The sequence below is a fragment of the Pseudomonas sp. WC2 genome (assembly GCF_050586545.1).
In the GTDB taxonomy this organism is placed as follows: Bacteria; Pseudomonadota; Gammaproteobacteria; order Pseudomonadales; family Pseudomonadaceae; genus Aquipseudomonas.
The window spans coordinates 365240-378784 of the sequence record NZ_JBOBDR010000001.1 but is presented as its reverse complement, the minus strand read 5'-3'; the positions used below and the strand labels follow the sequence as shown (position 1 = coordinate 378784).

Annotated in this window: 8 protein-coding genes and 1 pseudogene; 6 read left to right on the top strand and 3 right to left on the bottom strand. The window is 60.5% G+C overall.

The annotated features are described in order from the left end of the window. Positions 1 to 237 precede the first annotated feature (237 nt). Positions 238 to 2040 carry an acyl-CoA dehydrogenase gene (locus tag ACQ4OE_RS01800; RefSeq protein WP_430945443.1) on the top strand — a complete coding sequence of 601 codons (1803 nt, stop codon included), beginning with the start codon at positions 238 to 240 and terminating at the stop codon, positions 2038 to 2040. Positions 2041 to 2186: 146 nt separating this feature from the next. On the opposite strand, the gene ACQ4OE_RS01795 is transcribed toward ACQ4OE_RS01800, so the two are convergent. The 3 genes from ACQ4OE_RS01795 to ACQ4OE_RS01785 all read right to left on the bottom strand — a co-directional run bounded on the left by ACQ4OE_RS01795 (position 2187) and on the right by ACQ4OE_RS01785 (position 4753). Further along, positions 2187 to 4124: a methyl-accepting chemotaxis protein gene (locus ACQ4OE_RS01795; RefSeq protein WP_430945442.1), complete on the bottom strand. Its 1938-nt coding sequence runs from the start codon at positions 4122 to 4124 to the stop codon at positions 2187 to 2189. Between the two features lie 99 nt (positions 4125 to 4223). Next, positions 4224 to 4526: a cell division protein ZapA gene (locus ACQ4OE_RS01790; RefSeq protein WP_122593884.1), complete on the bottom strand. Its 303-nt coding sequence runs from the start codon at positions 4524 to 4526 to the stop codon at positions 4224 to 4226. After that, complete coding sequence (locus ACQ4OE_RS01785) at positions 4523 to 4753, bottom strand: hypothetical protein (protein WP_008077586.1); 231 nt, start codon at positions 4751 to 4753, stop codon at positions 4523 to 4525. Before ACQ4OE_RS01785 ends, ACQ4OE_RS01790 begins: the two co-directional genes overlap by 4 nt. A gap of 247 nt (positions 4754 to 5000) precedes the next feature. Here ACQ4OE_RS01785 and ACQ4OE_RS01780 point away from each other — a divergent pair. The 5 genes and pseudogenes from ACQ4OE_RS01780 to selO form a co-directional block, all read left to right on the top strand. Next, positions 5001 to 5801: pseudogene (locus ACQ4OE_RS01780) on the top strand (MCP four helix bundle domain-containing protein); the annotation flags it as partial. Next, positions 5784 to 6656 carry a methyl-accepting chemotaxis protein gene (locus tag ACQ4OE_RS01775; protein ID WP_371042268.1) on the top strand — a complete coding sequence of 291 codons (873 nt, stop codon included), beginning with the start codon at positions 5784 to 5786 and terminating at the stop codon, positions 6654 to 6656. The pseudogene ACQ4OE_RS01780 and the gene ACQ4OE_RS01775, both read left to right, overlap by 18 nt. A gap of 240 nt (positions 6657 to 6896) precedes the next feature. Beyond that, entirely contained in the window at positions 6897 to 8639 is a 1743-nt protein-coding gene (locus tag ACQ4OE_RS01770) for a potassium/proton antiporter (protein WP_122593886.1), read from the top strand. Between the two features lie 34 nt (positions 8640 to 8673). Then, on the top strand, positions 8674 to 12027 hold the full coding sequence (gene mscK / locus ACQ4OE_RS01765; RefSeq protein ID WP_430945441.1) for a mechanosensitive channel MscK: 3354 nt from the start codon (positions 8674 to 8676) through the stop codon (positions 12025 to 12027). Between the two features lie 48 nt (positions 12028 to 12075). Then, on the top strand, positions 12076 to 13539 hold the full coding sequence (selO, locus tag ACQ4OE_RS01760; RefSeq protein ID WP_430945440.1) for a protein adenylyltransferase SelO: 1464 nt from the start codon (positions 12076 to 12078) through the stop codon (positions 13537 to 13539). Positions 13540 to 13545 lie beyond the last annotated feature (6 nt).

The following is a 13545-nucleotide window of genomic DNA, read 5'->3' as shown; positions in this document are numbered from 1 at the left end:
CGCAACGGTCGCCTGGAATGCAATTCCCCTGTGGGAGCGAGCCTGCTCGCGAAGACGGACTGTCAGTCGACATCAATGTTGCCTGACCCACCGCTTTCGCGAGCAGGCTCGCTCCCACAATTGTTTGGGTGTTTGTTAAGTCGGCGCTCTGGCCCAACATCACGCTTATCAATCATCCTATTCAGCCTTTATCAGCAAGCCTAGACTCGGCCCAACCCCAATTTCAGGTAGGCCGCCATGTCCGAGACGCTGCTCAGTTCCCGCAATCTGGCTTTCGAGCTGTATGAAGTCCTCGATGCCGAGGGCCTGACCCGGCGTGAGCGCTTTGCCGAGCACAACCGCGAGACCTTCGACGCCGCCATCGGCACCGCGCGCAACATCGCCGAGAAGTACTTCGCCCCGCACAACCGCAAGGGCGACGAGAACGAACCGCGCTACGAAGACGGTCAGGCGATTCTGATTCCTGAAGTGAAACCGGCAGTGGATGCCTTCCTTGAGGCCGGATTCCTCAACGCCGCGAGAAGTTTCGACGCCGGCGGCATGCAACTTCCTACACTGCTGTCGCAAGCCTGCTTCGCGCACTTCCAGTCGGCCAACGCGGCTTCGACGTCGTACCCGTTCCTGACCATGGGCGCGGCGAATCTGATCGAGAGCTTCGGCACTGAAGAGCAGAAACAGCGCTTTCTGCAGCCAATGATCGATGGGCGCTTCTTCGGCACCATGGCGCTGACCGAACCGCATGCCGGTTCATCGCTGTCGGATATTCGTACGCGCGCCGAGCCGGCGTCCGACGGCACTTATCGCCTGAAGGGCAACAAGATCTTCATTTCCGGCGGCGATCACCCGCTCTCGGAAAACATCGTGCACATGGTCCTGGCCAAACTGCCGGACGCGCCTGCGGGCGTAAAAGGCATTTCGCTGTTTATCGTGCCGAAGTTTCTGGTCAACGATGACGGCAGCCTTGGCGAACGCAACGACGTGCTGCTCGCCGGGCTGTTTCACAAGATGGGCTGGCGCGGGACCACCTCCACGGCGCTGAACTTTGGCGATAACGGCGAGTGCGTCGGCTATCTGGTCGGCGAGCCGCATCGCGGTCTGAGCTATATGTTTCAGATGATGAACGAGGCGCGGATCGGCGTCGGCATGGGTGCGGTGATGCTCGGCTATGCCGGTTATCTGTACTCGCTGGAATACGCTCGCGAGCGTCCGCAAGGACGCGTGCCAGACAGCAAGGATCCGAGCACCGCGCCGGTGGCGATCATTCAACATGCGGACGTCAGACGCATGCTGTTGACGCAGAAATCCTACGTCGAAGGTGCATTTGACCTCGGCCTGTACGCGGCGCGCTTGTTCGATGACACCACAACACTTGAGACCGAAGCCGAGCGCAAACAGGCCCATGAGTTACTGGATCTGCTGACCCCGATCGTCAAATCCTGGCCATCGGAGTTCTGCCTCAAAGCCAACGAACTGGCGATCCAGATTCTTGGCGGCCACGGTTACACCCGCGAATACCCGGTGGAGCAGTATTACCGCGATAACCGCTTGAACCCGATCCACGAAGGCACCCACGGCATTCAGTCGCTGGACTTGCTCGGGCGCAAACTGGCGCAGAACGGCGGCGCAGGGTTGAAGCAACTGATTCGCCTGATCGCCAATACGGCCGAACGCTCGACTGCGCACGATTCGCTGACCGCACTGCGCGAGCCACTGGAGAAACTGGTCGCGCGCCTGCAAACGGTTACCATCGGCCTGCTGACCGATCTGGCACAAGGCAAGGTCAACAGCAGCCTGGCGAATTCGGCGTTGTACCTCAAGGTGTTTGGGCACACGGTGATTGGCTGGCGCTGGCTGGAGCAGGCGATTCGTGCTGAGGAAGGGTTGCTGAAAGGTAATGCGGCGGATATCGACTTCTATAGGGGCAAGTTGCAGGCCGCGCGGTATTTTCTGACGTGGGAAGTGCCGGGTTGCCACCATGAGTTGGCGTTGCTGGAGGCTCGGGACGATACGTGTCTGGCGATGCAGGATGCTTGGTTCTGATTCGGAAGCTTTTTGGGCGGCTGAAACCATTCGCGAGCAGGCTCGCTCCCACGTGGGATTCGGAGTGTTCACAAATTCTGTGAACACTCCCCTATCCTGTGGGAGCGAGCCTGCTCGCGAAGGCGTCAGCTCAGGCAATACATCTCTCAACTCAGCTTAAACCCACCCATCTGCCTTGCCAGATCATCCGCCAATTTCTGCAACATCTGACAATCCTCACGACAGGCCCGAACCTCCCCTGCCGTAGCCCGCGCCAAATCAGAAATCCCCTGCACGTTACGGTTGATCTCTTCAGTCACTGCCGACTGTTCTTCCGTCGCAGTCGCCACCTGATGGTTCATGTCGCTGATCCGCTCGACCTGCCCGGTAATCGCCGTCAACGACGCCCCGGTGCGCTGGCTCGACTCAACCCCGGTGCCCGTCGCGGCTTGCCCGGTGCGCATCGACGACACGGCGTTTTCCGCGCCTTGCTTGAGGCTGCCGATCATCTGCTGGATTTCGTCGGTCGAAGCTTGGGTGCGGCGTGCCAAGGTGCGCACTTCATCAGCAACAACCGCGAAACCTCGGCCCATGTCGCCGGCCCGCGCCGCTTCGATCGCCGCGTTGAGCGCCAGCAAATTCGTTTGCTCGGAGACCCCGCGAATCACCGCCAGCACCGAGTCGATCGACGCCACTTGGTGCGCCAGCTCACCCACCGCGCCCGCCGCCAAGCCAATTTCATCGGACATGCTTTCAATATGCCGGATCGAGCCGCCAACGACTTCCCGCGCCTGCATCGCCTCGTCCCGCGCGGTTTGCGAGGCGAGCGCGGCGTTGCCGGCGTTCTGCGCAATTTCCTGCACGGTCAGGCCCATCTCGTGGACGGCCGTGGCGACCATATCGGTCATTTCCTGCTGCCGACCGGAACGCTCTGCGGTGTTCTCGACAACCTTCGCCACTTGGCCCACCGCCGTGCGCAGGCGTTCGCTGGTGGTCAGCACTTCGCCGATCATCCCGCGTTGACTGTCGAGGAAACGGTTGAAGCCACGCGCGAGGTCGCCCAGCTCATCGGCCCGAGTGGAATCTAACCGGTGGGTCAAATCTCCACCACCGCTACCGATTGCTACCAGCGCCGCTGTTACTTGGCGAATCGGCCGCACCAGCCCTTGCGCCAGCCACACTACCAACGCGAGGCACACCAGTGCCACCGCCAGACCGATACCGCCGCTCATCCACATCGCTTTGCGCGCTTCGGCGTAGATCTGCGACTGCGGCACTTCGGCCACCAGGGTCCAGCCTAAATCGCGCAACGGCAGGCTGAAGGCGAGGAAGTCTTCGCCATCTCGCTGGAAGTTGCTGCTGACGGCAGTTTTTTGACCGAGGACATTCTGCGCAGCCGAGGCACCAATCTGCTCCGTAAGCGTGCGTTTGCCGCTGAACTGCGCCTCCGGGTGCACCTGAATCAAACCATCGGAACGGACGAGATAGACCTTGCCGCGCTCGCCGAAGCTGAAGTTGTGAATCAGCTCCGACAGCTCTTTCATGCTCAGCCCGAGACCGGCCACGCCGACCACTTTGCCGGCCTGCTCGACCTTCAAGTCGATGAACAGCGCCAACTCTCCGGTGGCCCCGTCGTTGTCGATATTCAAGGTGCGCGGCTGATTGCTGTCGAGGAAAGAATAGAACCAGGCATCCGCCGGTTTGGTTCGACTGAGGGTGCGATCCAGGCCTTTTTCGGTGATGTAATGATTGGATTCGGTGCCGATGATCAACGCAGTAAAAGCTTTATGTTCGGCGCGGATGCCTTCCAGATACTGCGCGAAACCAGCCGTTTTGCTGGCGTCTTCACCTGAGGCGAGCCAGTCGCGGACCATGGTGTTGCTGGCAATGTCTTTGGCGGCGGTGAGCGGCTGGACGAGGATCCGTTCGATGTCGTTGCGCGTCGCTTCGATGCTCGACGGCAGGGCTTGTTCGACCAGATAGCTCTGGGCGAGGCGGTTGACTACCAGGGTATAAATGCCAACCACGATCAGGATGCTGACCAGCAGGGCGGTGCCCATGCTGAGAATCAGCTGCCATTGAATACTGCGTCGCCACAACTGCATGGAGCACCCCCAAAGAATAAGTGGCCGAAACAATGCAACAGCCGTGCCGATTGTATACAAACCAATCGACAATCTATTCTTTGGTTGTGCGCAACCCCATCAGCCTTGATTGATGGTCTTGGCGATGGTGTCGACCGTGGCGCTGACTTGCTCTTGGTAACGGTCGAGTTCTTCCTGATGCTGCTTCTTCATTTCGATCTGCTGCGAGCACAGATTCATCGCGGCGAGCACCAGCAAGCGGTCACCGATCAGCGTCGGGTATTTGCGTTTGGTGTCGGCCAAAGCGGCTTTGAGCATCAGTGCCGCGTCCAGCAGGGTCTGTTCTTCCCCGGCCGGTGCCTTGATCGAATAGTCCTCCCCGAGAATGGAGATGACTTTTACCCCTGCTGTCTGGTGGTTCATGCGCTGACCGGACCTGCGTTGACGCGATCAACCAGGGCTTGAATGCGTGCTGCGGTGGCGCCGTGCTTTTCTTCCTGCTCCATCAGGTTCAGTTGCAGGCTTTCGTTTTCATCCTTGGCCTGAGCCAGCTCCGTGGACAGGTTCTGGTTGGTTTGCGCGAGGGTCTGGTTCTGCTGCACCAGGTCGCTGACGAGCTGTTCCAATTGGCTGAGGGATGCTTCCAACATTTTGATCTTCCAAGCGTTTTTCAAAGGGCGCGTACGATAAAGAAAAGTCACCACAGATGCCAGGGTTAAACCGGCGCAAGGCCTTGATTTTCCTGGTGGGCGACCGTTCTCGCGAGTTTAAAAGACTGTGATTTGCCGATCTTGTTCCTGCACTTCGTCGCCGGGCGCCCGCTGCGACAAATGCGCACATGAACTAAAGAGTTCATCGGCCCGACCGATAAGTCATCCAACAGCAGTTTCAGCCCGCATGGACGCGGCCCTTCTCGGTATCCAGTCCATGTCCCTTCGCAATATGAATATCGCCCCTCGGGCGTTCACCGGTTTCGCCCTGATCGGCGGCCTGATGTTGATCCTCGGCGTCTTCGCCCTGAACCAGATGAGCAAAATCCGCGCGGCCGGTGAAGACATCGCTGTCGCCAGCGTGCCGTCGATCAAAGCCCTCGATGAGTTCACCCAACTGACCCTGCGTCTGCGCGTGCTGTCCTATCGTTTGCTGATCAACCGCGAAGCGGACGTGCAGCAGAAAACCATGGACCTGTTCGACATGCGCAACCGGCAGATCGCCGAGGCTCAACGTGTCTACGAGCCGCTGATTGATGGCCCGCAGGAACGCGCGGCGTACGAGCAATACGTGCAGTTGCTGGCGCAATACCGTCAGCTCGAAGACCGCATGAAGACCCTGTCGCGCAACAATCAGGTCGACGAGTTGCGGCAGATGCTCAACACCGATCTGCTGTCCAACTCCGAGGCGGTGAACACCGCGCTCGCGCGTTTGCTGGAAATCAATACTCAGCAAATCGCCGAGACCAATCAGGGCGCCACTGATCAGTATTCGATGTCCTTCAATCTGGTCGTGACCCTGTTGATCATCGCCACAGGCCTGACTTTGCTGTTTGCCTGGCTGCTCACCAGCAGCATCACCCAGCCAATCTCCAAAGCACTGGACGCTGCGGAAACGATTGCTGAAGGCAACCTGACTCAGCCGATCCACGTTGATGGCAGCGACGAAGCCGGACGCCTGCTGGCGGCCATGGCCAAGATGCAATCGAAACTGCGCGACACCTTGCAGCGTATTTCCGGTTCGGCCACGCAGCTGGCTTCGGCGGCTGAGGAGTTGAACAGCGTCACCGACGAAAGCGCGCGGGGCCTGACGCAGCAGAACAACGAAATCGAACAAGCGGCCACGGCGGTCAATGAAATGACCAGTGCCGTGGAAGAAGTTGCGCGCAATGCGGTGAGCACTTCGGAAGCCTCGAAGAACGCCACCACGTCGGCGGGCGACGGTCGTGATCTGGTTCAGGAAACCGTCAGCGCCATCGAACGCATGAGTGCCGATGTGCAGAGCACTGCATCGTTGATCGGTGATCTGGCCAATGAATCCCGCGACATCGGCAAAGTGCTGGACGTGATTCGTGGCTTGGCTGACCAGACCAACCTGTTGGCCCTGAACGCAGCCATTGAAGCGGCCCGTGCCGGTGAAGCCGGTCGTGGTTTTGCTGTGGTAGCTGATGAAGTGCGTGCCCTGGCCCATCGTACCCAGCAGTCGACCAGCGAAATCGAGCGGATGATCGGCAGCATTCAGAGCGGCACCGAACACGCCGTGGATTCGATGCGCAACAGCACCGAGCGTGCCGAATCGACGCTGAACATCGCCCGCGGTGCCGGCATGTCGCTGGATACCATCAACACCGCCATCGTCGAGATCAACGAGCGCAACCTGGTGATCGCCAGCGCCGCCGAAGAACAGGCACAAGTGGCGCGGGAGGTGGATCGCAACCTGGTGAACATTCGTGATCTGTCGGTGCAATCGGCGACCGGGGCGAATCAGACCAGTGCGGCGAGCAACGAGCTGTCGCGTCTGGCGCTGGACCTGAACAACATGGTTGGGCGGTTTAGCCTCTAAACCTGCCTGCTCTGCTGTCGATCGTTCCCATGCTCTGCGTGGGAATGCTGCCCGGGACGCTCCGCGTCCCAAGCGGACGCAGAGCGTCCATTGAGGCATTCCCACACAGAGCGTGGGAACGATCAACGGCCCCAGCGCAAAAACCTTTTTGACAGCATCACATTTCAACAGGTTAGAATCGCTGGCACGCAGACTGCATGGTCAGTTTGCGCCCGTCTTTAGGTCTCTGGAGTACTGCCTTTGAATGCGACGACCATCAACAGCCTGTTCTTGATCGGCGCGTTGCTGGTGGGTGCAAGCATTCTCGTCAGTTCCCTCTCCTCCCGTCTCGGCATCCCGATTCTGGTCATCATCCTCGCGGTCGGCATGACGGCCGGTGTCGATGGTGGCGGCATTATTTTTGATAACTACCCGACAGCCTATCTGGTCGGCAACCTCGCACTCGCAGTGATCCTCCTCGACGGTGGTTTGCGCACGCGGGTCTCGAGTTTCCGCGTGGCGCTGTGGCCGGCGTTGTCGCTGGCGACGGTCGGCGTGTTGATCACCACCGGGCTGACCGGCATGGCGGCGGCGTGGTTGTTCGACCTGAACCTGATTCAGGGCCTGCTGATCGGCGCCATCGTCGGCTCGACGGACGCCGCCGCAGTGTTCTCGCTGCTCGGCGGCAAAGGCCTGAACGAACGGGTCACCGCCAGCCTGGAAATCGAATCCGGCAGCAACGACCCAATGGCGGTGTTTCTCACCGTGACCCTGATCGACATGCTCGCCAGCGGTGAGACCGGTCTGCACTGGAGCCTTTTGACCCATTTGATCCGCGAGTTCGGCATCGGCGGTGTGATCGGCCTCGGCGGCGGCTGGCTGATGTTGCAAATGGTCAACCGCATCAACCTCGCGGCGGGCCTGTATCCGATTCTGGTGATCGCTGGCGGTCTGGTGGTGTTCGCCCTGACCAACGCCCTCCACGGCAGCGGCTTCCTCGCCGTTTATCTGTGCGGCCTGGTGATCGGCAACCGCCCGGTGCGCAGCCGTCACGGCATTCTGCACATGCTCGACGGCATGGCGTGGCTGGCGCAGATCGGCATGTTCCTCGTGCTCGGCCTGCTGGTGACGCCGCACGATTTGCTGCCGATCGCCCTGCCCGCGCTGGGTCTGGCGCTGTGGATGATTCTGTTCGCGCGGCCACTCTCGGTGATGGTCGGCCTGCTGCCATTCAAGGCCTTCCATGGTCGCGAAAAAGCCTTTATTTCCTGGGTCGGCCTGCGCGGCGCGGTACCGATCATTCTCGCGGTGTTCCCGCTGATGGCCGGGTTGCCGAATGCGCAGCTGTACTTCAACCTGGCGTTCTTCATCGTGCTGGTGTCGCTGCTGGTGCAGGGCACGAGCCTGCCGTGGGTCGCCAAGCTGCTGAAAGTGACCGTTCCGCCAGAGCCCGCGCCGATTTCCCGGGCGGCTCTGGAAGTGCACGTCACCAGCGAGTGGGAGCTGTTCGTTTACAAGCTCGGCGCAGAGAAATGGTGCATCGGTTCGCCCCTGCGCGAACTGAAAATGCCCGAAGGCACACGTATCGCCGCACTGTTTCGTGGCCAGCAACTGCTCCATCCGTCGGGTAGTACGGTGCTGGAAGTCGATGATTTGCTGTGTGTTATCGGCCATGAACACAACCTCGGCGCGCTCGGAAAACTGTTCAGCCAGGCGCCGCAACGGGGTCTCGATCTGCGTTTCTTCGGCGATTTCGTCCTCGAAGGAGACGCCCAGCTTAAAGCGGTTGCGGCGCTCTATGGCCTACCGGCTGAAGGCATTGATCCGAACATGACCCTGGGCGCGTTCATTGCCCACAAGGTCGGTGGTGCGCCGATCGTGGGTGACCAGGTGGAGTGGAACAACACCCACTGGACAGTCGCGGTCATGGACGGGAACAAGATCGGCAAAGTGGGCGTCAGATTCCCCGAAGGAAGTCGCCCGGGCCCCGGGCTCTTCCTCTAAACTGCGTCCACTATCACTTGCTCGACCGGTCTCTATGCCTACCCTGCGCTCCTTTTTCGCCGCGGCCCTGCTGGGCCTGAGTCTTACTGTCGGCCCGATTTACGCCGCCGAACCGCCGTCCAGCGAAGCCGTGCAGGCCAATCTGGACAAACTCGCCGACAGCAAACTGCCGGATGCCGACAAAAAGACCCTGCAAACCGTCCTGCAGAACACCCTCAATCAGCTGAACAACCAGCGTGATTACGAACAGAAGCTGATCGATCTCAAGCAGCAACTGGCGACCGCGCCCAAGCAGACCATCGAAAACGCCCGCGAGCTGAGCCGTCTTAAGGCCACGGCAATCGTGCCGGTGGCGCAGCGCTTTCCCAAGGAATCGATCCAGCAGCTGGAGCAGATCCTCACTGATCGCTCCACTCAGCAAAGTGATCTGCAAAAAGCCCTGGCCGACGCCAACAGCCTGATCATCACCGCGCAGACGCGCCCGGAGCGCGCTCAGGCAGAAATCTCCGCCAGCCAGACGCGCATTCAGCAGATCACCAACATCCTCAAGTCCGGCAAAGACGCGGGCAAAACTGTCAGCGCCGAGCAGCGCGATCAGTTGAATGCCGAACTCGCCGCATTGAACGCGCTGATCCCGTTGCGCCGCCAGGAACTGGCCGGCAACAGCCAGTTGCAGGATCTGGGCAACGCTCAACATGACCTGCTCTCGGAGAAATCCGACCGCCTCGACCGCGAAATTCAGGAACTGCAAACGCTGATCAACCAGAAGCGTCTGGCGCAGTCCCAGGAAACCGTGACTCAGCAATCCATCGAAGCGCAGAAGGCCGGCGGCAGCAGCCTGCTCGCCAGCGAAAGCACGGCCAACCTCAAGCTCTCCGACTACCTGCTGAAAAGCACCGACCGCCTCAACGAAGTCACCCAGCAGAACCTGCAGACCAAACAGCAACTCGACAGCCTGACCCAGAGCGATTCGGCCCTCGACGAGCAGATCAACGTGCTCAAGGGCAGCCTGCTGCTGTCGAAGATTCTCTATAAGCAGAAACAGGCGCTGCCACGTTTGAAGGTCGATCGCGACCTCGCGGACCAGATCGCCGACATACGCCTGTATCAATTCGAAGTCAGCCAGCAACGTGAACTGCTGAGCAACCCGGCAACCTATGTCGACAATCTGCTTGCCACCCAGCCGCCAGAACAAGTCACCCCGCAACTGCGCAAAAGCCTGCTGGATCTGGCCAACACCCGCGCCGACCTGCTGGAGCGGCTGAACCGCGAACTGAGCGCGGTGCTCAACGAATCGATCACCCTGCAACTCAATCAGAAACAACTGTTAAGCACCGCGCAGAGCCTGCGCGCGACCCTCGACGAGCAGATGTTCTGGATTCCGAGCAACAAGCCGCTGGATATCGAGTGGATGCGCAGCGTGCCGGAGCGCCTGAAGCGTCAGATCGATACGCTGCCGTGGGCTTCGAGCCTGAGCGAACTGACCGACGGGCTGATCCAGCGACCGCTGCTGTTCCTGCCGTTGGCGCTGCTGATCGGCGCACTGCTGTGGCGGCGCAAGAATCTCTACGCGCGGCTGAACAAGGTTCACCAGGACATCGGTCACTTCAAACGCGACAGCCAATGGCACACGCCGCAGGCGATCCTGATCAACATTCTGCTGGCGATGCCGGTGGCATTGGGTCTGGCGCTGTGCGGTCTGGCCCTGCAGATCGACGCCCGTGGACAGAACGCCAACATGGGCGCGGCGCTGCTGCAAATGGGTCAGGCGTGGCTGGTGTTCTACACCGCTTACCGGATTCTCGCGCCGGGCGGCGTGGCTGAATTGCACTTCCGTTGGGAAAAGCCGCAGGTCGAATTCCTCCAGGGCTGGATCCGCCGACTCGGTCTGGTGGTGATGGCGTTGGTGACCATCGTGGCCGTCGCCGAACTGCAACCGGCGGCGCTGGCCGACGACGTCCTCGGCATGCCAGTGGTGCTGACCTGCTACGCCCTGATGGCGTGGCTGCTCAGCCGCCTGTTGATCAGCAGCCCGGCCCACGAGAACACCTCACTGTTCCGCAAAGCCGTCGGGGTGATGTTCACGTTGCTGCCGATCGCGCTGTTTGTCGCGGTGTGCTTCGGCTACTACTACACCGCGCTGAAACTCAGCGACCGTTTAATCAACACTCTCTACTTGCTGATGTTCTGGCTGGTGATCGAAGCCACTTTCGTTCGCGGCCTGAGCGTTGCTGCACGGCGCCTGGCTTACCAGCGCGCCCTGGCCAAACGTCAGGCGGCGAAAGAGGCCGGCGACGGCGAAGCGGTGATCGAAGAGCCGACGCTGGACATCGAAAAGGTTAACGAACAGTCCCTGCGTCTGATCCGTCTGGCCCTGCTCGGCGGCTTTATCGCGGCCCTGTACTGGGTCTGGTCGGACCTGATTTCGGTGTTCTCGTACCTCGACAACATCACCCTCTACGAATACACCAGCGGCACCGGCGCCAACATGAGCATGGTGCCGATCAGCATCGGCGACATGCTCGGCGCGCTGATCATCATCGGCATCACCTTCGCCCTCGCGCGCAACTTGCCGGGTCTGCTTGAAGTGTTCGTGTTGTCCAAGCTGAACCTGGCGCAGGGCAGTGCCTACGCGACCACGACGTTGCTGTCGTATGTGATCGCCGGTGTCGGTTTCGTCTCGACCCTGTCGACCCTCGGCGTGAGCTGGGACAAGTTGCAATGGCTGGTAGCGGCGCTGTCGGTTGGCCTCGGTTTCGGTATGCAGGAGATCTTCGCCAACTTCATCTCCGGCATCATGATCCTCTTCGAACGCCCGGTGCGCATTGGTGACACCATCACCATCGGCAACCTCTCGGGCACGGTGAGCAAGATCCGCATCCGCGCCACGACCATCACCGACTTCGACCGCAAGGACATCATTGTCCCGAACAAGACGTTCATCACCGGACAACTGATCAACTGGTCGCTGACCGACACCATCACTCGGGTCACGCTGAAACTCGGCGTCGATTACGGCTCGGATCTGGATCTGGTCAAGGAGCTGCTGCTCAAGGCTGCCCGCGAGAACCCGCGCGTGCTGAAAGAACCCGAGCCGCACGTGTACTTCCTCAACTTCGGCGAAAGCACCCTCGACCACGAATTGCGCATGCACGTGCGTGATCTTGGCGACCGTAACCCGGTGCTCGATGAGGTCAATCGCTTCATCAATCGCGAGTTCAAGAAGCAGCACATCAACATCTCGTTCCGCCAGATGGAGGTTTACCTGAAGAACCTTCACGGCCAGGAATACAAGATGGTGCCGATCGAGCCGGAGACGAAAACCATCGTGCCGGTGGCCGACGATCAGAAACCGCTGCAAGAGCCGCCGCCGGCCAAACTCGACTAACCGGCCTATTCCCAGCAGAATGCTCGGACATTCTGCTGGAGCAGGCCCTTGAAAGCCCTCGACGAACTGACCTTCGACAATCGCTTCGCCCGCCTCGGCGATGCGTTCTCCGCCCATGTGCTGCCCGAGCCGATCGACAACCCGCGCCTGGTCGTCGCCAGCCCGGCGGCTCTGGCCCTGCTGGATCTCGATCCAGCCACCGCAGAAACCCAGGAATTTGCCGAACTGTTCGGCGGCCACAAGCTGTGGGCCGATGCCGAGCCGCGCGCGATGGTCTATTCCGGGCATCAGTTCGGGGGCTACACGCCGCAACTGGGTGACGGTCGCGGGCTACTGCTCGGCGATGTCTACAATGCGGCCGGCGAGCACTGGGACTTGCACCTCAAGGGCGCCGGGCAGACGCCGTTTTCGCGCATGGGCGACGGTCGCGCGGTGCTGCGTTCGTCGATCCGCGAATTCCTCGCCTCTGAAGCACTTTACGCGTTGAACATTCCGTCCTCACGGGCAGCTTGCGTGATCGGCTCCGACACGCCGGTCTGGCGCGAAAAGCAGGAACGCGCGGCCATGGTGCTGCGTCTGGCGCCGAGCCACATCCGCTTCGGCCACTTCGAATATTTCTACTACACCAAGCGTCCCGAGCAGCAAAAGCAACTCGGCGAACACGTTATGGCGATGCACTTCCCCGAATGCCTGGAACAGCCGGAACCGTACTTGGCGATGTTCCGCGAGATCGTCGAGCGCAATGCCGAACTGATCGCCAAATGGCAGGCATACGGCTTCTGCCACGGCGTGATGAACACCGACAACATGTCGATCCTCGGCATCACCTTCGACTTCGGCCCGTTTGCCTTCCTCGATGACTTCGATGCGAACTTCATCTGCAACCACTCGGATGATCAGGGCCGCTACTCGTTCAGCAATCAGGTGCCGGTCGGCCAATGGAACCTCAGCGCACTGGCTCAGGCGTTGACGCCATTCATCAGCGTCGAAGCCCTGCGCGAAACCCTCGGCTTGTACCTGCCGCTGTTTCAGGCCCACTACCTCGACCTGATGCGCCGCCGCTTCGGCTTCACAACGGCGGAAGACGACGACCAGAATCTGCTGGAGGACCTGCTACAACTGATGCAGAACAGCGGCGTCGATTACACGTTGTTCTTCCGCCGACTCGGCGAGGAATCAGCTCCGCAGGCTGTCGGCCAGTTGCGTGACGACTTCGTCGACATCAAAGGCTTCGACGCCTGGGGCGAACGCTACGTCGCCCGGGTTGCGCGCGATGGCGTTCCTGATCAAGAACAGCGCCGCGCGCGGATGCACGCGGTTAACCCGCTGTACATCCTGCGTAATTATTTGGCGCAAAAAGCTATCGACGCGGCGGAGCAAGGGGATTACTCAGAGGTACGCCGGCTGCACGCGGTGCTGAGCAAACCGTTTGAAGAACAGCCGGGGATGGATGGTTTTGCCGAGCGCCCTCCGGAGTGGGGCAAGCATTTGGAGATCAGTTGTTCTTCGTGAGGCAAG

Coding starts and splice junctions, on each gene's coding strand:
- mscK (WP_430945441.1), top strand. CDS start 8,674: ATGCCTACCCTGCGCTCCTTTTTCGCCGCGGCCCTGCTGGGCCTGAGT.
- ACQ4OE_RS01785 (WP_008077586.1), bottom strand. CDS start 4,753: ATGTTGGAAGCATCCCTCAGCCAATTGGAACAGCTCGTCAGCGACCTG.
- ACQ4OE_RS01795 (WP_430945442.1), bottom strand. CDS start 4,124: ATGCAGTTGTGGCGACGCAGTATTCAATGGCAGCTGATTCTCAGCATG.
- ACQ4OE_RS01775 (WP_371042268.1), top strand. CDS start 5,784: ATGGCCAAGATGCAATCGAAACTGCGCGACACCTTGCAGCGTATTTCC.
- ACQ4OE_RS01790 (WP_122593884.1), bottom strand. CDS start 4,526: ATGAACCACCAGACAGCAGGGGTAAAAGTCATCTCCATTCTCGGGGAG.
- ACQ4OE_RS01800 (WP_430945443.1), top strand. CDS start 238: ATGTCCGAGACGCTGCTCAGTTCCCGCAATCTGGCTTTCGAGCTGTAT.